The organism is Streptomyces sp. NPDC033136 (genome assembly GCF_055578235.1).
Genome location: NZ_JBVIPD010000003.1, coordinates 45,619 through 68,321 on the forward strand (window position 1 = coordinate 45,619; position 22,703 = coordinate 68,321).

General features: G+C 71.5%; 16 protein-coding genes. 7 read left to right on the forward strand and 9 right to left on the reverse strand.

Annotation, left to right across the window (positions count from 1 at the left end; translation table 11 throughout):
- The first annotated feature begins 198 nt into the window (after window positions 1–198).
- Window positions 199–564, forward strand: a complete 366-nt coding sequence (locus tag ACZ5TL_RS05885; RefSeq protein ID WP_468588114.1) for an STAS domain-containing protein — start codon at window positions 199–201, stop codon at window positions 562–564.
- Window positions 565–718: 154 nt separating this feature from the next.
- Here ACZ5TL_RS05885 and ACZ5TL_RS05890 read toward each other — a convergent pair whose 3' ends face one another.
- Window positions 719–1,756 carry an SPFH domain-containing protein gene (locus ACZ5TL_RS05890; protein ID WP_468588116.1) on the reverse strand — a complete coding sequence of 346 codons (1,038 nt, stop codon included), beginning with the start codon at window positions 1,754–1,756 and terminating at the stop codon, window positions 719–721.
- Window positions 1,757–1,761: 5 nt separating this feature from the next.
- Window positions 1,762–2,193 carry an NfeD family protein gene (locus ACZ5TL_RS05895; RefSeq protein ID WP_468588118.1) on the reverse strand — a complete coding sequence of 144 codons (432 nt, stop codon included), beginning with the start codon at window positions 2,191–2,193 and terminating at the stop codon, window positions 1,762–1,764.
- Window positions 2,194–2,732: 539 nt separating this feature from the next.
- Here ACZ5TL_RS05895 and ACZ5TL_RS05900 point away from each other — a divergent pair.
- The 3 genes from ACZ5TL_RS05900 to ACZ5TL_RS05910 all read left to right on the forward strand — a co-directional run bounded on the left by ACZ5TL_RS05900 (window position 2,733) and on the right by ACZ5TL_RS05910 (window position 6,161).
- Window positions 2,733–4,268 carry an alanine/glycine:cation symporter family protein gene (locus tag ACZ5TL_RS05900; RefSeq protein WP_468588120.1) on the forward strand — a complete coding sequence of 512 codons (1,536 nt, stop codon included), beginning with the start codon at window positions 2,733–2,735 and terminating at the stop codon, window positions 4,266–4,268.
- A 249-nt stretch (window positions 4,269–4,517) separates the two neighbouring features.
- Window positions 4,518–5,834, forward strand: a complete 1,317-nt coding sequence (gene nhaA / locus ACZ5TL_RS05905) for a Na+/H+ antiporter NhaA (protein ID WP_468588122.1) — start codon at window positions 4,518–4,520, stop codon at window positions 5,832–5,834.
- A 57-nt stretch (window positions 5,835–5,891) separates the two neighbouring features.
- The gene (locus tag ACZ5TL_RS05910) at window positions 5,892–6,161 is read left to right on the forward strand and encodes a hypothetical protein (protein WP_468588124.1); all 270 of its coding nucleotides are present in this window, start codon (window positions 5,892–5,894) and stop codon (window positions 6,159–6,161) included.
- A 287-nt stretch (window positions 6,162–6,448) separates the two neighbouring features.
- Here ACZ5TL_RS05910 and ACZ5TL_RS05915 read toward each other — a convergent pair whose 3' ends face one another.
- Window positions 6,449–7,519: a PucR family transcriptional regulator gene (locus ACZ5TL_RS05915; protein WP_468588126.1), complete on the reverse strand. Its 1,071-nt coding sequence runs from the start codon at window positions 7,517–7,519 to the stop codon at window positions 6,449–6,451.
- Between the two features lie 315 nt (window positions 7,520–7,834).
- On the opposite strand from ACZ5TL_RS05915, the gene ACZ5TL_RS05920 reads away from it, so the two are divergent.
- Both ACZ5TL_RS05920 and ACZ5TL_RS05925 read left to right on the forward strand, forming a co-directional pair.
- The gene (locus tag ACZ5TL_RS05920) at window positions 7,835–9,070 is read left to right on the forward strand and encodes a cation:proton antiporter (protein ID WP_468588128.1); all 1,236 of its coding nucleotides are present in this window, start codon (window positions 7,835–7,837) and stop codon (window positions 9,068–9,070) included.
- 58 nt (window positions 9,071–9,128) lie between these two features.
- Window positions 9,129–11,117 carry an NAD-binding protein gene (locus ACZ5TL_RS05925; RefSeq protein ID WP_468588130.1) on the forward strand — a complete coding sequence of 663 codons (1,989 nt, stop codon included), beginning with the start codon at window positions 9,129–9,131 and terminating at the stop codon, window positions 11,115–11,117.
- A 139-nt stretch (window positions 11,118–11,256) separates the two neighbouring features.
- Here ACZ5TL_RS05925 and ACZ5TL_RS05930 read toward each other — a convergent pair whose 3' ends face one another.
- The 3 genes from ACZ5TL_RS05930 to ACZ5TL_RS05940 all read right to left on the reverse strand — a co-directional run bounded on the left by ACZ5TL_RS05930 (window position 11,257) and on the right by ACZ5TL_RS05940 (window position 13,857).
- A complete protein-coding gene (locus tag ACZ5TL_RS05930; protein WP_468588132.1) occupies window positions 11,257–11,979 on the reverse strand; it encodes a hypothetical protein in 723 nt (240 codons plus the stop codon).
- Window positions 11,980–12,198: 219 nt separating this feature from the next.
- Complete coding sequence (locus ACZ5TL_RS05935; protein ID WP_468588134.1) at window positions 12,199–12,735, reverse strand: MarR family winged helix-turn-helix transcriptional regulator; 537 nt, start codon at window positions 12,733–12,735, stop codon at window positions 12,199–12,201.
- A 30-nt stretch (window positions 12,736–12,765) separates the two neighbouring features.
- Window positions 12,766–13,857 (reverse strand): PP2C family protein-serine/threonine phosphatase, encoded by a 1,092-nt coding sequence (locus tag ACZ5TL_RS05940; protein ID WP_468588136.1) that lies wholly within the window; start codon window positions 13,855–13,857, stop codon window positions 12,766–12,768.
- A 388-nt stretch (window positions 13,858–14,245) separates the two neighbouring features.
- Between ACZ5TL_RS05940 and ACZ5TL_RS05945 the strand changes: the two genes are divergently transcribed.
- On the forward strand, window positions 14,246–14,809 hold the full coding sequence (locus tag ACZ5TL_RS05945; protein WP_468588138.1) for a hypothetical protein: 564 nt from the start codon (window positions 14,246–14,248) through the stop codon (window positions 14,807–14,809).
- Window positions 14,810–14,995: 186 nt separating this feature from the next.
- Here the strand turns inward: ACZ5TL_RS05945 and ACZ5TL_RS05950 are convergent, their stop codons facing one another.
- The 3 genes from ACZ5TL_RS05950 to ACZ5TL_RS05960 all read right to left on the reverse strand — a co-directional run bounded on the left by ACZ5TL_RS05950 (window position 14,996) and on the right by ACZ5TL_RS05960 (window position 22,580).
- On the reverse strand, window positions 14,996–19,870 hold the full coding sequence (locus tag ACZ5TL_RS05950) for a DNA repair ATPase (RefSeq protein ID WP_468588140.1): 4,875 nt from the start codon (window positions 19,868–19,870) through the stop codon (window positions 14,996–14,998).
- Between the two features lie 112 nt (window positions 19,871–19,982).
- Window positions 19,983–22,016 carry a flotillin family protein gene (locus tag ACZ5TL_RS05955; RefSeq protein ID WP_468588142.1) on the reverse strand — a complete coding sequence of 678 codons (2,034 nt, stop codon included), beginning with the start codon at window positions 22,014–22,016 and terminating at the stop codon, window positions 19,983–19,985.
- 75 nt (window positions 22,017–22,091) lie between these two features.
- Window positions 22,092–22,580, reverse strand: coding sequence for a hypothetical protein (locus ACZ5TL_RS05960; protein ID WP_468588144.1), 489 nt, complete (start codon window positions 22,578–22,580; stop codon window positions 22,092–22,094).
- Window positions 22,581–22,703: the final 123 nt, after the last annotated feature.

The window sequence follows — 22,703 nt, forward strand, 5'->3', positions numbered from 1 at the left end:
CACCGTGACCGTCATCCTGGGATCCCACTGACCTCGCCCTCACTCCCCGTTCACGCGCGCCAGTACCCGACTTTCCTGCCCGCATGCCGCAGGGGTGCTGCCCGGTACAGCCTCCCGAGTGCATCCGGCCCGGGCGGTGGGGCAGAATCACCCGCGCACTCCCTGCCCAGGGCCAGCCTAAACTCAGTCGAGGAAACGGTGACCGACAACCAGCAAGCAGACCAGTCCGGCCGGCTGTCCGTCGAGCACCGCGTCGTGGATGGTGTCCGTGTCGTGACCTTGCACGGCGAGATCGACCACGACGTCAAGGATGTCCTCGGCGCGGCCCTGCTCTGCCCGGACGGCGTGGCGCCGCCGCGGATCGTGGCGGACCTCAGCGGCGTGACCTTCATGGACTCCAGCGGCATCAACGCCTTCGTGGCCGCTCACCGGCAGGTGAGCGGCGCGCAGGGCTGGCTGCGCATCGCCGCCGCCCAGGACTCCGTCCTGCGAGTCCTGCAACTGGTCGGCGTCGACACCCTCATCCCCTGTCACCCCACCACCGAGCAGGCCCTCCACCCCTGACCCGCCCCACCCGGACGGGACACGAAAGGCATGCGGAACGAACGCCGGCGGCCGGGGACGCTGTTCAGCCGCCCCCGCCCGAACGCTGCGATCGGCTCGCTGGACAGGGTGCGTACAGAGCGCGCTGAAGGCCTCCGACCAGGGTCACCCGCCATCAGCCCGGACGCCGGGACGGGAGAGACTCCGGGGCGGCGCGATCGGCCCTGGCCGCGTCGGCGAGGGCCGCGGCAGCGGCTTCGGCCGCCTCCGCCGTGTCGTCGGCGGCCTGAGCGGCCATGTCGTCCGTGGGCTTCTCGCGGGTGGCCGGCGACGGGGGCAGGGCCTCGCTGAAGGCGCGGGACACGCCCTGGAGTGCGGAGGTCACCTCACTGGGGATCACCCAGAAGGTGCTGCCCGCACCCTGCGCGAGCTGGGGCAGGGCCTGGAGGTACTGCCAGGCGAGCAGCTTCGGGTCGGGGTCGTTGCGGTGCACGGCCTGGAACACCTCGTCGATGGCCCGGGACTGGCCTTCGGCCTGGAGGATCGCAGCGGTACGGTTGCCCTCCGCGCGCAGGACGGCGGCCTGCTTGTCGCCCTCGGCGGTGAGAATCTGCGACTGGCGCTGCCCTTCGGCCCCGAGGATCGCGGCTCGCTTGTCCCGCTCGGCTCGCATCTGCTTCTGCATCGCGTCCTTGATGGACTGCGGCGGGTCGATGGCCTTGATCTCCACCCGGTTCACCCTCAGCCCCCACTTGCCGGTGGCCTCGTCCAGGACGCCTCGGAGCTGGCTGTTGATGGTGTCGCGCGAGGTCAGCGTCTTTTCCAGGTCCATGGATCCGACCACATTGCGCAGCGTGGTGACGGTGAGCTGCTCGACGGCCTGGAGGAAGTTCGCGATCTCGTAGAACGCCGCCCGCGGATCGGTGACCTGGAAATACAGGACGGTGTCGATCTCGACGACCAGGTTGTCCTCGGTGATGACCGGCTGCGGCTTGAAGGAGACGACCTGTTCCCGCAGGTCGATCACCGGGTGAACACGGTCGATGTACGGGATGACGAGATTCAGGCCAGGATTCAGGGTCCGGTGGTAGCGCCCGAGTCGCTCGACGTTACGAGCGCGGGCCTGGGGCACGATGCGGACCGCCCGCACTACGGTGAATACTGCGAACAGTGCGACGATCAAGCCTGCGATCAGGAACGCCGAGGTTTCCATAATTGTCAGTCCCGGGGGTAGACGATCGCGGTGGCACCGCTGATCTCTATGACATCGACGGTCTTTCCAGCGGGAATCACCAGCGTCTCGTCATAGGCGCGGGCCGTCCACTCGTCGCCGTCGATACGGACCCTGCCACCCAGACCCGTCACCTCGGAGACGACATAGGCGCCCTTGCCGACCAGAGCCTCCACACCGAAGCGTGCCGCTCGGGGTTGGACCAGGTGGCGCAGCGCGACGGGGCGCACGAACAGCACGGTGACTGTCGCGACGGCGGTGAAGACCAGGAACTGGAAAGGCAGCGGCAGTCCGACCGCGGCGGAACCCGCGGTGACCAACGCGGCCGCGCTCAGCATGCCGAGCGCGGCGGTCAAGGTGAAGATCTCCGCGACAGCCAGCACGCCGGCGATGATCAACCAGATCAGCCATGGGTCCATGACGCGCCCCTCCTGACCGGTTCGGGTGCGAAGGGCTCTTTGCTTCATTTTTACCGCTCCCGCGAAGATCACTCCTCTAAAGCGGAAATGTCGACCCGAACTCGCCCCCCTCACGCCTCAGCGCACGACCCAGGACCGCCCACCACCTCTGCGCACACCCGACCCTCGCCCCACCCCCTCGCGGCCCTCCGACCACCACCCCCCTTAATAGATGTCCGATGAACGGATCCCGGCCACCGCATAACGGTCCGATATCGCCCGCTGGCACTTTCGAAGACTACTGATGGTTATGTGATCTGCATCACTCAAGAGTGCACAGGAGTCGTGGTAGAACTGCGCGACTCCGCAGGTGGCACCGCTCATCGCCACAGCGCGGAGCGGTCGGCATGCACCGGCAATACGACCAGGGTGTTCACGGACCGCTTCTGCGGGACGCACACCCGAGGTCGCCAATCGGACAACGACGTTCGTTCAGAGACCGCACACCCAGCCGGCGGCATACCCCTGTCTCCCGGTTCCGCACCACCGAGGTAGCCACTGTGTCACTCGACTCCATGACCGAATCCGTCGACAAAGCTGTCAGCGAGTTCTTCGAACCCATAGCCACGTGGCTGGGGGAGGTCGTCTTCTACTCCGTCCCGGTTGGAGGGACAGATCTTCCTCTCATCGTGGCCTGGCTCGTCGTCGCCGGACTGGTCTTCACCGGCTGGTTCGGGCTCCTGCAGGTCCGCAAGTTCAAACTCGCCGTCGACGTGGTGCGCGGGAAGTACGACGAGAAGGGGTCGGCCGGTGAGGTCAACCACTTCCAGGCGCTGACCGCCGCCGTCTCCGGCACGGTCGGTCTCGGGAACATCGCCGGTGTGGCCGTCGCCGTCTCCATCGGCGGCCCGGGCGCGACGTTCTGGATGATTCTGTGCGGTCTGCTCGGCATGGCGTCCAAGTTCGTCGAGGTCACCCTCGGCGTGAAGTACCGCGAGGTGCACGCCGACGGGACGGTCTCCGGCGGCCCGATGCACTACCTGCCCAAGGGCCTCAAGGAGCGCTTCGGCAGCGGCGGCGCCAAGCTCGGCAAGGTGCTCGCCGTCCTCGCCTCGATCATGATCCTCTTCTTCGGACTGTTCGGTGGCAACCTGTTCCAGACCAACCAGAGCTACGCGCAGATCTCCTCGACCTTCGGCGGCGAGGACGGCTTCCTGGCCTCCTCCGCCGGTGCCGTCCTCTTCGGCCTGGTCGTCTCCGCGCTGGTCGGTCTCGTGCTGCTCGGCGGCATCCGCTCCATCGCCTCGGTCACCAGCCGGCTGGTGCCCGCGATGGCCGGTATCTACATCGTGGCCTGCCTGGTCGTCATCCTGGGCAACGTCACCGCGGTGCCGGACGCCTTCCAGGAAATCCTGCGGGGCGCCTTCGAGGCCGACGGCGTCGCCGGCGGTGTGCTCGGTGCCCTGATCATCGGCTTCCAGCGCGCCGCGTTCTCCAACGAGGCCGGTCTCGGCTCCGCCCCGATCGCCCACTCCGCGGTCAAGACCAAGCACCCCGCGAGCGAGGGTCTGGTCGCCCTGCTGGAGCCGTTCATCGACACGGTCGTCATCTGCACCATGACCGCGCTGACCATCGTCATCGCCGACCCGGCCAGCTGGGGCGAGGCCCGCGCCGGCGAGAGCATCGGCGGCGTCACCATCACCTCCGACGCCTTCGAGACCGTACTGCCCTGGTTCCCGGCCGTGCTCACCGTCGCGGTGCTGCTGTTCGCCTTCTCCACGATCCTCACCTGGGGCTACTACGGCCTCAAGGCCTGGTCGTACCTGTTCGGCAAGAGCAAGACCAGCGAGACCGTCTTCAAGGTCATCTGGAGCCTGTTCGTGATCGTGGGCGCCCTGATGTCCCTCGACTCGCTGATCAGCCTCGCCGACTCGGCGCTCTTCCTGTTGTCGGTCTTCAACATCATCGGCCTCTACCTCCTCGCTCCGGTCGTCAAGCGCGAGCTCAACTCCTTCCTGGAGTTCGTCCGCGCCCGCAAGGCCGGCGAGAACACCGGCGGTGACGAAGACCAGGAGTCGGCGAAGACCACCGTCTGACCGCCCCCGCGGCCCGGCTCCTCATCGGGCCCGTACACACCTCGCGCCGTGGTGTGTACGGGCCCGATCTTTGTGCATCCGGGCAGGTGAAAACGCATCTGGTGTGATCTCGGGCAGGCGGTTAGGGTGTTCGGAACGCGTCGGCGGCCCGCCCGTAGCGGGCGTCGTACGTGGGGTGTGCCGGGAAGTCTGGTCGGCGTCCAGGGGGCCGTATGCCCTCATGCCCGTGCCCCCCGGAGGTCTCTTCTCATGGCTGCTGCCCCGCGCGAGCGTTCGACCTTCCTCGGCCTGCTGCCGTGGCCCGAGCGGTCGGCGGTCACCCAGGCTCTGCGGACGGAGACCGTCGGCGGACTGGTGTTGCTGGCAGCGGCCGTGGTGGCTCTGGTGTGGGCGAACACTCCGTGGAGCGGAACCTATGAGGAGATCCGCGACTTCCACTTCGGCATCGGCGCGCTCGGCCTCGACCTGTCGGTGCAGCACTGGACCGCGGACGGGTTGCTCAGCATCTTCTTCCTGGTCGCGGGTATCGAGCTGAAACGCGAGCTCGTCGTGGGTTCGCTGCGCACGCCGGCCACGGCCGCGCTGCCGGTGGTCGCCGCGCTGTGCGGCATGGTGGTGCCGGCCACCCTGTACGCGGTCACGGCCACCGTCGGCGGGGGCAGCCTGGAGGGGTGGGCCGTCCCCATGGCCACCGACATCGCCTTCGCCCTCGCGGTCCTGGCGGTCCTCAGCACCCACCTGCCCTCCGCCCTCCGCGCGTTCCTGCTCACCCTCGCCGTCGTCGACGACCTCGGTGCGATCCTCGTCATCGCGGTCTTCTTCACCAGTGACCTGAATCTCGCCGCCCTCGCCGGCGCTGTCGCCGGGTTGGCCGTCTTCTACGCGCTCCAGCGGTACCGCGTGCGCGGCTGGTGGTGGTACGTGCCGCTCGGCGTCACCATCTGGGCCCTGATGTACAACGGAGGCGTCCACGCCACCGTCGCCGGGGTGGCCATGGGCCTCATCCTGCGCACCAAGCGTGACAAGGGCGAGGACCACTCCCCCGCCGAGCAGACCTCCCATCTGCTGCACCCGGTCTCGGCGGGAGTGGCCGTCCCGCTCTTCGCTCTCTTCGCCGCGGGCGTCGCGGTCTCCACCGGGGCGCTGGGTGAGGTGTTCACCCAGCCGGAGCCGCTGGGGGTCGTGCTGGGCCTGGTCGCCGGAAAGACCCTGGGCATCTTCGCCGGCACCTACCTCGCCGCGCGCTTCACCCGGGCCCGTCTCAACCCCGACCTGGCCTGGGCCGATGTGTTCGCCCTGGCGGTGCTCGCCGGGATCGGTTTCACCGTGGCCCTGCTGATCGGCGAACTGGCCTTCCCCGATCCGGCCGATGCCGAGCTCATCAAGGCCGCCGTGCTGCTCGGCTCACTGATGGCCGCGGTCCTCGCGGCGCTGCTGATCAAGCGCCGCAACGGGATCTACCGCCGCCTGTGGGAGGAGGAGACACGGGATGACGACGCCGACGGGATCCCCGACATCTACCAGCGGACCAGCCCTGGCCAGAGCGGCGCCCCGGGCGACAGCTGAGGAGGACGGCATGCGCGCACGGACTCTGGCTGATCCCTGCCCCGGTGTGACCCCGGAGTGAACGGCGCGGGGTCTGCGCTGCCCGTGGTGATCGTGGTCGCCGTGCTGGCGATCAGGAGCGCGATCGGTGAGCTGCGCCGGCCTGGCAGCACCCGCCGGCAGTGGGCGTACGTGACCGGCGGCCCTGCCGTGGCCGCCGGGGTGGTGGCGGCCGTGGCCGTCGCCGTGACGGGGTGGTGGCGGATCGGGGCTGCGGCACTGGCGTGGGCGGCGCTGATCGGCGTGCTCGTCGCGTTCCTCGTGGGCCGGCCAAGGAACAGGCCCTGACGGGCCTCACCGCCCGGACCGCCCGGACCCGCCCGCACACACCCGCGGACAGCTCGCTGCGGCTGACCGAGGGCCCCTGGGCGGCGGCCGGGCGGAATGCCCGCCCGCGCGGGCGCCGTTCCTCTCGACTCGGAAGCCGGGGAGACGGCCACCGTGACCGCTCCGGCGGCGGGGCTCCGCCGCCGGTCAGGGGGCGCCGTGTCCCGGGCTCGGCCCGATGACCCCTGTGGCTGCTGTGCGTGGCGGTCGCGTCGGGCTCCCGGCAGAGCACGGATGCAGGTCACGTCTCAGAAGGCTCTCGCGGGCCAGTCCAGCAGCCGGGCCCCGATCACCGCGGTCTGCAGCGTGTACCGGTGGACCGGGTCGGAGGGATCGGCGCCCGTGAGCTTGTGGATGCGCTCCAGGCGGTAGGTGAAGGCGCGCACGCTCAGCGACAGGCGCCGCGCCGCCTCCGCGGACACGCAGCCGGCGTCGAAGTACGCGATGAGGGTGTCCAGGAGCGGCTGGGCACCGCCGCGGGCCTGACGCAGCGGGCCGAGAGCGCTGTGCACCAGATCCGCCATGGCCTGCCGGTCGCGGGTGAGGACCGGATAGACGAGAAGGTCGGCGGCGCGCAGCACGGGCTCGTCGAGTTCCAGCCGTTCGGCCAGGTCGAGGGCGTTCAGGGCCTCTTCGTAGGAGTGGACGACACCGGCCGGGCCGGGCTGTGGGCGGCCGATCGCCACCTGTCCCCCGCCCGTGGCCGCGAACGCCTGTTTGGCGAAGTACGCGAGGATCTCGTCCTGGTCGCCGGGGGCGATGCACACCAGCCGTCCGCCCTTGGTGGTGAGCAGGATGCTGCGGTCACCGAACCGGCCGATCAGCGCACGCTCGACCTCCCGGAGGGCCGGATCTCCCTCGTCGTAGGCAGTCGTGCCGCGCGCCACGGCGACCGCGTGCTCGTACGACAGGCGCAGCCCGTAGCGCTCCGCGCGCTCGGCCAGCCGGCCCAGATCGCTCCGGCCGTACAGCAGGTCGTCGATGAACTCCCGGCGGGCGGCCTCCTCCTGGCGTACTGCGTGCCGCTGGGCCCGCTCGTAGCCCTCGGCGAACGCGTCCATGGCCTGGGCGGCGGCGGCCAGCACACTGTCCGTGGAAACACCCTTTCCGGTCGGCCAGTTCGTCCGGGTCGAGGTCATGTGGGCAGCGACCAGGGCGCGCAGTCCGACACCGGCCTCCGCGGCCTTCTCCCCCAGGGCGCGACGCGAGCCCAGTTCCTCCCGCGTCAGCCGGCGGCCGGTCGCGGAGGCATCCGCGAGGAGGACGGCGTATCCGTCCAGATACTTCCCGTGCTCCTCGGACACGCCCTGCTCTGTCATGAACATCCCCCCGTCGCCGCACTCTTGACACTGTTTTAACGCATGGGCGGTGGGCCGTCCACGATGGGGCGGCGTTCATTGCCCGGCTTCGGCAAGACCCGCGCGAGAGCCGTTTGTGTCGTTGCTCCCCGTACGTGACACACGTGTGGTCGCGAGCGACGGACCATGCCGTATTCCGGCAAAGCCGAGGATGCTGAAGGTGCGGACATGCCGCCACCGGTGCCGTGTAAGGCATGTGTAAGGTTTCCAGCGGTGTGCCGGGAAGCCTGGTCGGCGTTTCCACGGAAGTCTCTTCGCTGGTCGGGGGTCGTGTTCATGGTGCTCGTCGTGGTCTTCGGGGTGGCACTGCTCGTCGCGGTACTGCTGTCGGGTCTGGCGGCCCGGACCGTGCTGTCGACCTCGTTCCTCTTCCTGGTCGGCGGCGCCGTCGTCAGCGACGGTTTCCTCGGGCTGATCCACATCACGCCGGACAGTGAGATCGTGTCGGTGACGGCCGATCTGGCGCTGTTCGCCGTGCTGTTCACCGACGGCATGCACGTCTCCTTCCCCAAGCTGCGCGAGAACTGGCGGAACCCTGCTCGCGCGCTCGGGCTCGGCATGCCGCTGGCGTTCGCCGGCATGGCGCTGATCACGCACTTCCTGGTCGGCCTGGACTGGACGACGTCCCTCCTCGTCGGCGCCGTACTGGCGCCCACCGACCCGGTGTTCGCCTCCGCCATCGTGGGGCGCAAGGAAGTCCCGCCGAAGCTGCGGCAGTTGCTGAACGTGGAGAGCGGCATCAACGACGGGCTCGCACTGCCGGTCGTCCTCATCCTGATCGCGGCTGCCGGGCCGACGTCCGGGCACGCCGAGTCCTCGCTCGGAAAGATCGCGCTGGAGCTGGTCCTCGGACTGGCTTTCGGTGTCGTCCTGCCGATCGTGGTGATCGCCCTCGTCCGGTTCAGGCTGCTGGGTGCTGAACCCAAGCTCCAGCCGCTGCTGCCGCTGGCGATCGGTGTGATCCTGTACGCCGCCTGCCACCTGACGCACGCCAACCCCTACCTCGCCGCGTTCTCCGCGGGCGCCGTGCTCACCGCATGCTCCCTCGAGGCCAAGGAGGCGTTCGAGCCGCTCGGCGAGGCGCTGGCGGAGCTGGCCAAGTTCGCGGCGCTGCTGGTGTTCGGTGCGCTGCTGACGCCGCAGTTGTTCGGTGACCTGTCCCTCGGCGGTTACGTCGCCGTCGTCCTCGCGATCGTGCTGATCCGCCCGGCGTCGCTGCTGCTGTCGCTGCTCGGCACCCGGTTCGACCGGCGGGAGAAGCTGGTCGCGGCCTGGTTCGGCCCGAAGGGCTTCGCCTCGGTGGTGTACGGCCTGCTGGTCCTGCAGGCCGGGATCCCCCAGGGCGAGGAGGCGTTCACCCTGATCGCCGTGTGCATCGCCTTCTCGATCATCGCGCACAGCTCCACCGACGTGCCGATCGCCCGCATGTTCGACGTCGAGGACCTCGCCGGGGTACCCGGCGGCGACACGACGCCCCGGACCGCCAAGGAGAGCGCCCGTGCCGAGACGTGAACCCATCCGTGAAACGAAGCCGGCTGGTCTGCGCCCGGTCCGGAACTGAGGGAACGACATGGCCCTTTTCCCGCAGCCGACGCGTGGGTTCCCGCGGCCGGGCCACATGATCGTGTGCGGTGACGACGCGCTCGCCGACCGGCTGGCCGCCGAGCTCACCACGGTGTACCGGGAGCGGGTCACCCTTGTCGTACCGCCCACTCGGCGCGTCGACCCCACCGGGCGGGGGTGGCGGGCCTCGGCCCTGCTCGGCCGGGTGCAGGCCGTCGTGAACCGTACGGGAGGACCGTCCGCCGAGGAGGGCCTCGTCCCTCCCCGCGTGCTGGAGACCCGCGAGTTGGACGAGGCCGTCCTGGCCGAGGTGGGCGTGCGCGAGGCCACCGCGCTGGCGCTGGTCCATGACGACGACGAGACCAACATCCGCGCGGCCCTGGCCGCCCGCCGCCTCAACCCCCGGCTGCGCCTTGTCATCCGGCTCTACAACCGCAAGCTCGGCCAGCATCTGGAGGAGCTCCTCGACCAGGCCGCGACCCTGGCCGTCCCGGGCCTGGACCCCGAGGCCCTGGACACCTCCACCACCGTCCTGTCGGACGCGGACACCGCGGCGCCCGCGCTCGCGGCCACCGCCATCGCCGGCACCAGCAAGGTCGTCCAGGCCGACGGGCTGCTGCTGCGCGCCACGGAGCGCACGCCGCCCGGCCACGGCCGGGCGGCCGGCCCCGGCCTGTGCACACTCGCCCTGCTGTCGTCCACCACCAGCGACCCGGCGGGCGCGGAGGGCACCGACGCCAGCGGTGAGGAAGGTCCGATGCTGCTGCCCGACGACGACGCGGTGGCAGCCGCCACGGGGCGCGGCACCGTGGTACTCGAGGCGGTCGCGCACACCGGGTCCGCTCCCTCACCCGGCCGCCTGGCGGTGCGGAGTGCTCCACTCGCCTCGCTCTTCTCGCGCCGGCTGCGCGGGGCCCTGGCCGGGCTCACCGTCTGCGTCCTCGGCCTGGCGGTGGCGACCTGGCTGACCATCGGCGGCCACCCCCTGCACGCCGCCTACCTCACCCTGCTCGACCTGTTCGCCGTCAACGACCCCGCCCTCGACGAGCCCACGGCCCGGCAGATTCTCCAACTCCTGGCAGGGCTGGCCGGGTTACTGTTCCTTCCCGTGCTGCTCGCGGCCGTCCTGGAGGCCCTCGGCACCTTCCGCACCGCCTCCGCGCTGCGCCGCCCGCCCCGCGGTCTGTCCGGCCATGTCGTCCTGCTCGGTCTCGGCAAGATCGGCACCCGTGTGCTGGCCCGGCTGAGGGAACTCGGCATCCCCGTGGTCTGCGTGGAGGAGGACCCCGAGGCGCGCGGCATTCCCCTGGTCCGCCGCCTGCGCGTGCCCACGGTCATCGGAGACGTCACCCAGGAAGGCGTCCTGGAGGCCGCCAAGATCCACCGTGCGCACGCCCTGCTCGCCCTCACCAGCAACGACACCACCAACCTCGAGGCCTCCCTGTACGCCCGTTCCGTCAAGCCCGACGTGCGGGTCGCGCTGCGGCTGTACGACGACGACTTCGCCACCGCCGTGCACCGCACCCTGCGCGCGGCCCACCCGCGCGCCCTGACCCGCAGCCGCAGCGTCTCCACCCTGGCCGCGCCCGCCTTCGCCGGGGCCATGATGGGCCGTCAGATCCTGGGTGCCATCCCGGTCGAACGCCGTGTGCTGCTCTTCGCCGCCCTCAATGTCGCCGGACACCCGCTCCTCGAAGGGCGCACCATCGCCGAGTCGTTCCGGGCCGGGGCGTGGCGCGTCCTCGCACTCGACACCGCAGAACCGGAAGACCGGCTTCCCGACCTGGCCGCCACCCCGCCGCACGACGGCGCGGACCGGCCCGCCGGTCTCGTCTGGGATCTCCACTCCGGGTACGTCCTGCGAGCCCGGGACCGGGTCGTCCTCGCCGCCACCCGCCAGGGCCTGGCCGAGCTCCTGGGCCGGAGGACTCGTTCCGTCCGTCCCGGGCCGGCAGGGCCGTCCCGGGACGGGACCGACGAAGTGTCCAGCCACTGAGGGTCTCAGTCGCCGGAAGGGGGCGGGCTCTCCTGGCAGTCGTGCCAGCGGTCACGCCTTGCTCCGGACGCCGCACCGGCACCCGGGACCCGCGACCCGGCGCCACGGCGGACAGGGCCGGGGGCACTCCGGCCCGATGTCACCCGTCCGCCGCGGAACCCGGTGAGTCGGGATGGCCGGTTGCCGTGGCGGACAGCCGGAAGGAGCGTACGACGGCGACCACGCACCCCGCGGCAAGCGCCCCGGCCCAGCCGCCCAGCGCGCGAAGAGACCCCGACGGAGACATCACGCCGTCCACCCCGCGCGGGGGCACCCGCCCTTCCGAGTCGTAGACGACGGTGAGAGCGTCTCCCGGCCGGGTGGCCTTGCCGCACCCCCGCCAGATACGGACGTGCAGAGGTTCGCCGTCGCGGTCGGCCACCGAGCAGAGGTAACGGCCACGTCCGGAGATCGCTCCCGGTCCCCCCTCGACCGAGGTCACCACCACGGACTCCACGCGCCCCCGCTCCGCCAGCACCAAGCCCGCGGCGGCCTGGGGCGCCTGCAAGGCTAGGCAGACGCCGAGCACCGCGACCATGCCGATCAGTGCTCGTCCTGCCCGGACCACGCAGAGGTAGAGAGCGAGCCCGGCGGCACACACCAGGCCGCCCTCGCCGTCCGACAGCCCGGGAACCCCGTACCAGGCGCCGGCGATCGCGGTGCCGACGATCGCCCCCACCCCCACAGCGCCGGCGACCAGTCCCTCCACGGCCAGCCACCACGGCGGCAGGCCGACGAACTCGGCCGGCCCCCACACCGTGCTCCGCAGGTGGGCCATCAGGTGCGCCTCCGGCGGGGGCAGGGATCGACGGCTCCGGAACATGCGCCTCCCCCTTCCCCGCGTCCATCCGCGTCCGTCCATGGCCTCTCATCCTGGTGCGGCGGGCGGGTGGTCGGCAGTGCCTTCGGCCGGACACGCGCCTACGGACCGTGTTGCCGGGATCCGGCAGCATGGCGGTGCCCGCACGACTCCCTTGCATTATGCAAAACACCCCAGGGGCGGAGAAGGGCGGGCCGGATCCGACGGGGCCGCCCGCGCCGATCAGGCGTCGCGGGTCACCGGGACGTCGGCCTCCCAGCCCAGCGGGTGCGGCTCCGCGTCGTCCAGCCCCGGGGCGAGGGGCTCTCCCCCGGCTTCGTTGAAGGCGGCGAGGGCCTCGATGAGTCCCAGGCGCTGGGCCGGCGTGAGCCGTTGGACAATGGCGGCGATCTCGGCGCGGCGTCGGGCGGTGACGTCCTCGACCGTCCGCCGGCCTTCCTCGGTGAGTCGCAGCAGGGTCTCACGACGGTTGCCCGGGTTGAGGCGCCGGTCCGCGAGCCCGGCCGCGATCAGCCGGTCCACCATGCGCATCGCCGTGGACGGTGCCACTTGGAGCAGGTCGGCGAGCGCGACCAGCTTGGTGGCGCCGCGCGTGGACAGCACGACCAGCATGCGGAACTGCGGGAGGGTCACCCGCTCCTCGACCTCGGCGAGGGAGCGGGCGGAGACCGCCACCAGCAGCCGGGACGCGGTCAGCACCGCACGGGTCACCGCGTCGACATCGTCCATGGCACCCGCGTGGGGCTCGCGCTCCGGCATGTTTCCTTTTTACCGTGTCGAAGCCTCTGCTCACTCACCCGGCGGGAGCGGTTTTCCCTCCCCGCGCCCGCGGTAGCGGAGCAGGAGCATCGCTGCGTCGTCGTGGGGCGGCCCGCCGGCGTGCCGGGCGAGGTCCGCACGCAGCGCCTCCAGGGCACGGTGCGCGTCAAGGTCCCTGAGCAGATGCGCCCGTTCGCCGAGGGGATAGAAGCGGCCACCGTCGTCCCGGGCTTCGGTCACGCCGTCGGTGTACAGCAGGAGTTGGTCGCCGGGAGCGAAGTCCACCCGGTAGGGCTTCGGATCGTCGCTCCCGTGGGCGCCCAGCCCCAGAGGAAGGGCGTAAGAGGGCGGCTCGGGGAAGTCGACCGTGCCGTCCCGGCGTACGACCATCGGGGCCGGATGGCCGTAGGCGAGGAAGACGGCCTCGTTGTCCGTGCCGATCTCGGCCAGGATCGCGGTGACGAACTTCTCGCCGGCCAGGTCCCGGCCCACGCTCCGCTCCAGACGCTCGCCGAGCCCCACCAGGTCCGGCTCGTCGTGTGCCGCCTCCCGGAAGGCGCCCAGGACGACCGCCGCCGTCTCCACCGCGGCCAGCCCCTTGCCCTGCACGTCGCCCACGATCACCCGGATGCCGTGCGGTGAGGCCACCACCTCGTACAGGTCGCCGCCGATGCGCGCCTCGGCGACCGCCGAGGTATACGACACCGCCGCCTGCACCGGACCGGCCGTCAACGGCACCGGCCGCAGCAGCACCCGCTGGGCGACCTCGGCGATGGACCGCACACTGGCCAGTTCACCCTCCCGGCGCGAGCGCATCACGGCCGCCGCGACCCCCACTCCGGTGACGCCGGCCACCGACGCCATCGCGGTGAAGCCCCGGCGCTCCTCGAAGAGCCCGTCGTACAGGCCCAGTCCCACGCACAGCACCAGCGCCACGAATCCGATCACCACCGTGCGACGCCATCCTCCGACCAGCCCGGAGAAGGCGGGCCCGAGCGACACCAGCGGGAGGAACCCCACGCCCGGCCCCGCCACCAGGTCCATGACCGCGACCACCGCCATCACCACGATCGGCATCGAGGACAGCACCGTCCAGCTCCATGGCGGCCTGTTGTCGGTCATGACGTACTCCAGCGGTATCGAGGCGCTCGACGAGAGCCGCCCCTTGCCCGCGCAGGCGCGCCTCCCCCACCTTTAGACTATGCAAAGGTTCCTCGGATCAGGCGACGCCCAGCCCGGCCCTTTACCCGATCGAAGCCGGGGTCCGGCGTTCACGGACGGAGGGATGGCGGCTTTGACGCGCAGGAGCACCGCACCACGCCGCTCCCGGTTCCGGTGCGGCATCCCCCCGCGGGAGCAGACGGGCGGGCGCGCGGCACACGGCCGGAGCCAGGACGTGAAGAGATATCCAAACGTCACCATGAGGGACTGGCCTTTTGATTTTGCACCATGCAAGGATTCAGAATCCCGTCGGCCGTGACAGGTGAAGGAAGAGGCTAGGGGGACGACCATGAGCACCCAGGGGCCCGGCCGCGGGGGAACGCCCGAAGAGCCGGACAAGCCGACGCCGGACGCCGAGGAACTGTGGGCGAAGTTCCTCACGGACAGCGAGCGGGCCATACGCAGGTCCGCCCCCAGGGAACCTTCGGCGCGGGAACGGGCGCAGGCGTGGCATGCCCTTCCCCCGGCCACGGACAGGCGGGAGCGGCTGAAGCGGCGTCCGGAGGGCGAGCCGGTCCGTGGCGGGACTGACGCGGTGGGTGATCTCTGGCACCCGGAGGATCCGTGGGCCGGCCCGGGGTGGCGGGACCTGGACCGTCACGCCAGGCGCCGGCGCGTCGGCCGTGTCGTCGCCACCTCCACCGCGATCGCCCTGGCCCTCGGTGCGTGGTCCATGCTCTCCACCCGCGCCGGCACGCCGGGCGGCACGCCGGTGGACACCACCGTGCAGCAGCTGGAGGAAGCCCCCAGTGAGCTGCCCACCGCGACCCCTCTCCCGCCGGCGGCCGCCACCGTGCCGTCCTCGACCATGACGCTGCCGAGCGAGTCACCCACTCCCAGGGCATCGGCCTGACGCGGTCCGGCCTCGGCCGACGTCCGGTCAGCCGGCCGCAGGGAGCTCCGGCACCGCCACGACGCACGCGCTCAAGGGGTCCTCTCACTATGCCCGCCCGGATCGCGCGGCCTGGCACCGCGCCTAAGGCGCCAGCCGACGCCGGGTGGTTCCCGGGGCAGCGGGGCCGCCTGCCCGCGTGGCACCTCAGTGTTCCCCGGGCGCCGAGGCCGGGCGGGCCGCGTGGCGGGCAGCGGGGCCGGCCACGCGGTGGGGCGGGTCGGCCGCGCGGTTGATCGCCGTCTCCACGGCCGCGATCCGGTCGGCGAGCAGCCCGAGCGTGGCCACGGCGCGGACGAGGGGGTCGGCGTCCGGTCCGCCCAGCGTCCTGGTGCGTACGTACGCCGACTTCAGCTCGCTCCAGCGCAGCTCCTGTTCGTCTGTCATGGTGCCGCGCAACTCCGCCAGTTTCAGCAGGTTGGACTCGGCGCCGGTGGTGAGGGTCTGGGCCTCGGCCGTGTAGTGGTCGTCGATCAGCGCGGTCAGCTCGCCGGCGTTCATGACCGGCTGGACGCGTTGCGCGATCTTGTTCATGTTGCGGTAGGAGCCCTGGAGCTGGAAGGGCGGCTCGGAGCGGGTGGCGTCGGCCTGGGCGGCCGAGGCGATGTACGCGGCGTTCACCGCCAGCACCGTCTCGCGAGCCGTGAGCAGGTGCCGCAGAACGGCCAGCACGCGCTCCAGCTCGGCGGGGGCGTACGGGTGGGCCAGCCGGTCCGCGCGGGCGGTGGGGTCGTCCTCGGCCAAGCGGAGCAGCAGTTCCAGGTCGGTGCGCTCGCGGCCGGCGAGCGGGGCGAGGACCGGGTTCGCCGTCAGGGCGTTCTCGATGAAGCTGAGCGCGAAGGCGTGTTCCTTGCCGGTGAGGACGTCGCCGAGGTTCCACACGTCGGCGCGGTTGGCGAGCATGTCGGGGACGCGGAAGCGGCTGCCCGACTCGGTGTAGGGGTTGCCCGCCATGCACACCGCGAACCGCTTGCCCCGCAGGTCGTAGGTGCGCGGCTCGCCGTCGCGCACGCCCTGGATGCGGCGGGTGGCGTCGCACAGCGGGATGAACCTCTGCAGCAGTTCGGGCGATGTGTGCTGGATGTCGTCGAGGTAGAGGAGGGTGTTGTTGCCCGCCTCCAGCGCGAAGTTGATCTTCTCGATCTCCTGGCGGGCGGTGGCGTTCGGGGCCTCGGCCGGGTCGAGGGAGGTGACGGCGTGGCCGAGTGCGGGGCCGTTGACCTTCACCACCATCAGGCCGAGGCGGTCGGCGACGTACTCGATGAGGGTCGTCTTGCCGTAGCCGGGCGGGGAGAGGAGCAGAAGCAGGCCGCCGGTGTCGGTGCGCTTGGTGTCGCCCGTCGTGCCGAGCTGCTTGGCGAGGCTGTCGCCGAGCAGCGGGAGGTAGACCTCGTCGATCAGCTTGCTGCGCACGAACGCGGACATCACCGTCGGGCGGTACTCGTCCAGGCGGAGGCGGGTGCGCTCGGCGGTCAGGAGTGCGGCACGGCGGCGCTGGCAGGCGCGGTGGGCGGGGACGTCGTGGGCGCGGAAGTTGCTGGTCCGCGCGAGGAGTTCGTCGACGCGGACGGTGAGGGTGCCGCCGCTGACACGCGGGTGGGTGCCGAGCAGTCCCTGGACCGTCTCGGTCAGCGGCGCGTCGCACTCGTAGCGGGGCAGGTCGGGGCAGAGCTCGGCGGCCACCGCCTCGGCCAGGTCGCCGGGGGTGATCTCCGTGCCGGTCGCGGTGGCGTACGACGTCAGCCACGCCTCGACGAGTTGTCTGCGGGCGGCCGGGTCGGTGAGGACGGCGAGGTCGTCGTCGTAGGCCGAGGTGCCGACCGTACGGCGGAACTTGTCGAGGAGCGTGCGGGTGCCGGCGCTGATGACGAAGCCGTCGGGGCCACTCGTCAGCTCCTCGAAGAGGTAGTCGGCCGCCGCCTGGGTGCCGATCGCCTTCGCCAGCTCGGCCCGCAGGTCGGCCATGGCCGGCACGAGCCCGAACGTGTCCCGGGCCCGCGCCAGCGAGACGGCCCGCCGGGTCCAGCTCTCGCGTTCCCCGGCGGTCGTGCCGTGCGCCCAGAACAGCTGGGCGGCGGCGCGGGCGGCGGGCTCGTGGCGGAGCGGTCCGGCGCCCTCGTACAGGCGCACCAGCGCGGCGAGGATCGCGGTCGCGTCACGGTCGTGGACGCCGCGCTGGTAGCCCTCGTCGTACGCCGCCTGCGCCGCCTCCCGGACGAGAGCGGGCAGGTCGGCCTGCGCGAGCGCCACCGGGCCGTGCTCGTCGAGCAGGCGGGCGGCGAGGTGCTCGGCGCGGTAGACCTCGGGCGACTCGGACGACAGGGGGCGGTCCCAGTAGGGGCGGGTGGCGGCGAAGTCGGGGTCCGTGACCGGCGCGCGGTAGTCGGTGCCGGTGAGGGCGAGAGCGAGGCTGTCGCCGTGCGGAACCAGGGTGAGGTCGAGAGGCTGGGTGTTGACGGCGAAGTGGTGGGCGCCCAGGCGGAGGGTGCGGCCGTCGTCGGCGTACAGGTCGGTGCGGTCGCGCAGGGCGCGCAGTGCCTCCTGGCGGGCGGCCTTCAGACGGCCGTCGAGTTCCTCGGCCCGCACCTGGTCGCCGAGTTCGCGCAGCTCGCCGGCGATGCGGCGGACCTTGGCGGGCATCGGGTCGGAGGTGAAGTACGTGGTGATCGCGTCCGTGCCGGAGAGCGTGGCGGCGCGGCGGGTGACCGTCCGCAGGACGCGGGCCGCCGAGTCGGCGAGGCGTTCGGCGCGGCGGGCGCGTGTGTCGGCCAGGGTCTGCTTGCGGGCGGAGAAGGCCTCGTGGACCTCGTCGCGCTTGTCCGCCAGCTCGCCGAGGAAGTCGTCGGACTCGGCGAATCGGGACTCCAGGGTCTCCACCCGCACCAGCGTGCGGGCCAGTTGCTCGTCGCACGCCTCCGGCGTGTCGGCGGCCGCGAGCGCGCCGATGACGGCCTGGCCCAGCAGGGCGAACTCGGCGGCGAACTCGGCCCGTCCCTCACGGTCGAGGAGCGCGCGGCGGCGGCCGTCGAGCGTGGCACGGGCACGGTTGACGCCGCCGAGGACCTCGGCGATCCGTTCCAGGATGGACGTACGGACGGTCGCGTCGCCGATGTCCAGCCCGGCGACCACCTCGGTGACCGTGCGCAGCCCGTCGGTGAGTTCCTCCACGCGGGCGGCGAGCGGGGCGGCCTCGGCGACGGTGGCGATCGCCCCGGCGTCGGCTGCCAGTTGCTCGATGTCGCCCTGCTGGTCGGCGAAGGCGTCCTCGCGGGCGAGGTGCTCGACGGCCCGCCGGCCGAACGTGGCGAGGTCGGCCTCGGCCTCGGCGGCGAGCTCGTCGACACGGGTGCTGTCGGCGTACCGCATGTCCTTGAGGGTGAGCAGGTGTCCGTGCGCGTGGCGGAGTTCGGTCAGCCCGGCCACCCAGCCTCCGGCGCTGCGCGGACTCTCGCCTCGCAGGCGTCGTACGACGGCCGCCACCCGTGCGGCGGCTTCGGTCAGCGCGTCGGCCGCCTGGCGGGTGAGGGCCTGGACGGTCTCGAACTCGGCCAGCACCTGCTCGGCGGTGATCCGGACCTGCGTGAGCGGCGTGTGCAGGTCGCCCAGTCCGGGCTCGCTGAGCCAGTGGTAGGAGTCGGCGGCCCGGACGCAGGCGGCGGCCAGTGCCTCGTAGACCTCGCTCGTCGGCGTCGTCTCGGTGGCGGCGCGCGTGACGGACAGACAGTCGGAGATGCCGCGTACGAGGTCGGCGTTGCCGACGCGGCCGAGCGGGCCGGCGCCGACGGGCCGCTCGGCGGCGTGCGTGTCGGAGACGTACGGGGAGTCCCACAGCTGGACGGGGTGCACGCGCTGCGGTTCGTCGCTGTCCGCACGCAGCACCGTCAGCGTGCCGTCGTCGAAGAGGGCCCAGCCGTGGCAGGACAGCGGGGTGGCGATCTCCTTGCGGATCATGTTGTACGGCAGCAGCAGACTGCGGCCTTCCGCGCGGGCGTGGAAGGCGAACAGCACGTCCTCGCCGTTCGGGGAGCGGACTACGCGCTCGAACTCCAGGTCGGTGGTGTCGATGCCGTCGAACGTCTTGTACGCCCCCGTCGCCAGGCAGTAGCCGCCGGGGAAGACGATCCCCTGGTCCTCGGGCAGCGTCCGGCAGGCCCGGCCGACGCCGTCGAGGCGGACGACGCTCTTCGTGAGCGTGTTGAAGACCAGGTACCGGTGGGTGTCCTCCTTGTACGGCAGGACGTCCAGCAGGATGAGGGCGCCCACGCGCGCGTAGGCGATGCCGGCGTCGGCGAGGGACTGCAGCGGCTCGACGACCGGCTCGGCGTACACCCCCTCCCCCGTCTCGGTGTTGTCCTCGATCTTGACGGTCAGGGTGCCGCCGGACGTCTCGACGAAGACCTCGCCCTCGATGGAGACATGCGGGTGGCGGCCGAGGACATGGTGCTCACGGGTCGTCCTGGTCCACGCGAAGTCGTGGGAGGGCGGGAAGACGTGGTCGCGCTCGCCCCGCGCGTCCAGGAAGGACACCCGGCCGTCGTCGGTCGCCGCCCAGCGCAGGACACGGATGTCGCCGGCCTTCTCCCCCGTCTGGAAGACGGCCAGCACCTTGCCCTCGACACGCCGGAGTTGCAGGAGGTGGGCCTGCCGGTAGTAGCGGTAGAGGGCGGCGAACTCGCGGACGAAGGCGGGATCGTCGAGCAGGCCCGGCACGGCGTCCTCGGGCAGCCGGTTCAGGTCTCGGTCGTACAGCGCGAAGACGTCACCCACCGTCGTCTCCGGCTTGAGACCGAGGAAGACGTTGTGACCGAAGAGCAGCGTGCCGCCGACGGAGACGATGTCGCGGGGCACGCAGTTGTGCTCGGTGCGCAGCCGCTCGGTGCTCGTCAGCTCCAGGCGGGTGGAGCCGAACTCCTCGGTCCGGCGGGCGTTGAGCGCCTCGGCGCGCCGGGCGAGCTCGGTGGCCTGCGCGGTGAGCCGGTCGCGCAGCACCTCGTACGTGCCGGTGTCCAGACCGGTGGTCATGAGGTCCCTTTCGGAAGTCGGAGAACGTGGTCCGGAGCTGCCGTCCCCTGTGCGGCAGCTCCGGACCACGGGCCGGGTGAGGCCCTGGCAGGCCGGCCGGGCCCGGCGGCGGTCAGGCCCTGGCGCTGCCGTTGAGCGCCGACAGTGAGGTGTCGGCGAGGCCCAGCTCGCCCGCCTTGTCCAGGAGCTGCTGGAACTGCCCGGCGTTCCCGCCGCCTTGCTGCATGAGCTTCATCAGCAGTGCGGAGACGGTCAGGTTCTGCACGTCGGCCGTCGAGACCGAGCCGAGGACGCGGCTGACGTCGTCGGTAAAGCTGGAGGTGCCGTCCAGCCAGGGCTTCGCGAGGGCCTGCGCCGTCTCGGAGTGCTGGACGAAGCCGTCGACGCCCTTGCCGAGCGCGATCGAGGACACCAGCCGGTCGAAGAAGACCGACTCGCCGCCGACGATGTTGATGTCGGCGTTCTCCAGTCCGGTGGCGAGCACCGTGGCCTGGGCCTCGGCGACCTGTCGCTGCACGTCCAGCCCGGCGAGCCGGATGTCCTTCTCCGCCTCCAGGCGCAGCCGGTACTCCTCGTGGCCGCGGGAGGCGTCGTCCAGGGCGGCCATCGCGGCGGCCTTCTCGGTGAGGCCGGCGGCCTCGGCCTTCAGCTTCCCGCCGATGCCCTCGGCCTCGGCCAGCGCCTTGGCCCGCGCCCCGTCGGCCTCGGCGCGCAGCCGCGCCTGGGTGGCCTCCGCCTCGGCGCGGCCGGCCTTCTCGATGACCTCGGCTTCCTTGTCGCGGACCTGGACGGCCGCGAGTCCCTCGGCGGCGGACTCGGCCTGGACGCCCTCGGCGAGCCGGAGTTTGGCCTGTGCGTCGAGGTCGGCGCTCTTCAACCGGGCCTCGGCGAGGGTGAGTTCCTCGGCGGCGCGGTGGACGGCGGCCTGTTCGGCGGCCTCGGCGGCCTTGATGTCCTTGACCAGCCTCTCCTGCGCCTCGGCCTCGGCGGCGATGATCACGGTCTGCCGGTCGCGCTCGGCCTCCTCCACGGCCCGCAGCTTCTTGATGGCCTCCTCCTGCTCGGCGACCGTACGGTCCACGGCGACCCGTTCCCGGATGACCTCGGCGATCTCCCGCTTCTCCGCCTCGACCTCCTTCTCGGCGGCGATCTGCGTCAGTTGCGTCTCCCGCTCCCGCGCGATGACCTCGAGCTGCCGGTCCTTCTCGATGCGCTCGTTCTCGATGGCGATGACACGCTCACGGTTCTTCGCCGCGACGGCGACCTCACGAGCCTGGTTCTCGCGCTGCACGCCGAGCTGCTCCTCGGTCTTGAGGAACGCGCCCTGCGCACGCAGCCGCTCCTCCTCCACCACCCGCGCCGTCTCGGCCTCCTCCCGGGCCCGTACGGTCTCGATCTCCCGGCGCTGCTTGATCTCGGCGTCCGCCTGACGGCGCTCCAGCTCCAGGATGGCCTCCCGGGCGTCGACGTTCTGCCGGGTGATCTCCTTCTCCTCGTGGCGCTGGAACTCGTTGGTGCGCACGTGCTCCACGGCTGTCAGCTCGGTGATCTTCCGGATGCCCTGCGCGTCGAGCACGTTGGCCGGGTCGAGCTGGGTCAGCGGCGTCTGCTCCAGGTAGTCGATCGCCGCGTCCTCCAGGTGGTAGCCGTTGAGGTCGACGCCGATGACCTCGATGATCCGGTACCGCAGTTCCTCGCGCTTGGTGTACAGGTCGGTGAAGTCCAGTTGCTTGCCGACGGTCTTCAGCGCCTCGGAGAACTTCGCGTGGAACAGCTCCTGGAGCGTGTCCCGGTCACTGGCCCGTGTGGTACCGACGGCCTGGGCGACCTTGATGACGTCCTCGACGGTCTTGTTGACCTTCACGAAGAACGAGATCCGGATGTCCGCGCGGATGTTGTCGCGGCAGATCAGCCCTTCCTTTCCGGCCCGCGTGATCTCGATGGTCTTCACCGAGATGTCCATGACCTCGGCCTTGTGCAGCACGGGCAGTACGACCTGCCCGGTGAAGGTCACGTCCACCCTGCGCATCTTGGAGACGATCAGGGCCTTGCCCTGCTCCACCTTGCGGAACAGCCGGGCGACGACGAGTACGACGAGCAGGCAGACGGCGACGAGCACGCCGATGCCCACGATCACGGGAACCATGGCATACGCCCTTCGGGGTTGGAGAGTTGCAAGCGAGAGAGAAAGGGCCGTCACCGGGCCCCGACGGCGCCGCGGTCAGGCGGCGCGGTCCCGGGAGTGGAGCGTGCCGTCGCGCGAGAAGCCCGTACGGCGATGCCGGCGGTCGGCCTCCGATGGTCCAGCGGCACCGTCGCGGACCTCGACCGGCGCCGACGGCCCGGGTTCGTCCGGGAGGAGAGGGTTCAGCGGACCCACGATCAGGCAGGTGGCGCCCCAGGCCACGAGCAGGGCCCCCACGGGGACGACCAGGCGCAGCAGCGCGGCGAACGGGCCTGTGAGGGCTGACATGTCGAGCAGAACCGTCGCTCCGACACTCAGGGACCAGGCGAGCGTCGTCAGCAGTGAGAAGGCCACCGTCACGGGCACCCCGCCCATGTGCCAGGCCCGAAGATCCACATCCGCGTCGAAGCTGCCGGCCTCGGTGACACCCACGGCTGTCAGGAGCCAGAAGCAGGCGATGACGACGAGCGCCGCGGTCAGCACGATCGTGGGCAGGCCCGTGGCCGCTGTCAGGAGGGTGTGCATGTCCTGACCCCCCCTCTCCCCCGTGGCGCGCCTCGACCGACTCCGACAGGGCACGGTCATCGCGGTCCTTGGTGCCGGGCACCTGCCGGTGTCCGGCATCAAGACCATCCGCCGTGCTCCCCA

Bases quoted from the DNA above. Each gene is read 5' to 3' on its own strand.
- ACZ5TL_RS05890 (WP_468588116.1), bottom strand. From the start codon at position 1,756: ATGGAAACCTCGGCGTTCCTGATCGCAGGCTTGATCGTCGCACTGTTC.
- ACZ5TL_RS05895 (WP_468588118.1), bottom strand. From the start codon at position 2,193: ATGGACCCATGGCTGATCTGGTTGATCATCGCCGGCGTGCTGGCTGTC.
- nhaA (WP_468588122.1), top strand. From the start codon at position 4,518: ATGGCTGCTGCCCCGCGCGAGCGTTCGACCTTCCTCGGCCTGCTGCCG.
- ACZ5TL_RS05915 (WP_468588126.1), bottom strand. From the start codon at position 7,519: ATGACAGAGCAGGGCGTGTCCGAGGAGCACGGGAAGTATCTGGACGGA.
- ACZ5TL_RS05920 (WP_468588128.1), top strand. From the start codon at position 7,835: ATGGTGCTCGTCGTGGTCTTCGGGGTGGCACTGCTCGTCGCGGTACTG.
- ACZ5TL_RS05925 (WP_468588130.1), top strand. From the start codon at position 9,129: ATGGCCCTTTTCCCGCAGCCGACGCGTGGGTTCCCGCGGCCGGGCCAC.
- ACZ5TL_RS05930 (WP_468588132.1), bottom strand. From the start codon at position 11,979: ATGTTCCGGAGCCGTCGATCCCTGCCCCCGCCGGAGGCGCACCTGATG.
- ACZ5TL_RS05935 (WP_468588134.1), bottom strand. From the start codon at position 12,735: ATGCCGGAGCGCGAGCCCCACGCGGGTGCCATGGACGATGTCGACGCG.
- ACZ5TL_RS05940 (WP_468588136.1), bottom strand. From the start codon at position 13,857: ATGACCGACAACAGGCCGCCATGGAGCTGGACGGTGCTGTCCTCGATG.
- ACZ5TL_RS05945 (WP_468588138.1), top strand. From the start codon at position 14,246: ATGAGCACCCAGGGGCCCGGCCGCGGGGGAACGCCCGAAGAGCCGGAC.
- ACZ5TL_RS05950 (WP_468588140.1), bottom strand. From the start codon at position 19,870: ATGACCACCGGTCTGGACACCGGCACGTACGAGGTGCTGCGCGACCGG.
- ACZ5TL_RS05955 (WP_468588142.1), bottom strand. From the start codon at position 22,016: ATGGTTCCCGTGATCGTGGGCATCGGCGTGCTCGTCGCCGTCTGCCTG.
- ACZ5TL_RS05960 (WP_468588144.1), bottom strand. From the start codon at position 22,580: ATGCACACCCTCCTGACAGCGGCCACGGGCCTGCCCACGATCGTGCTG.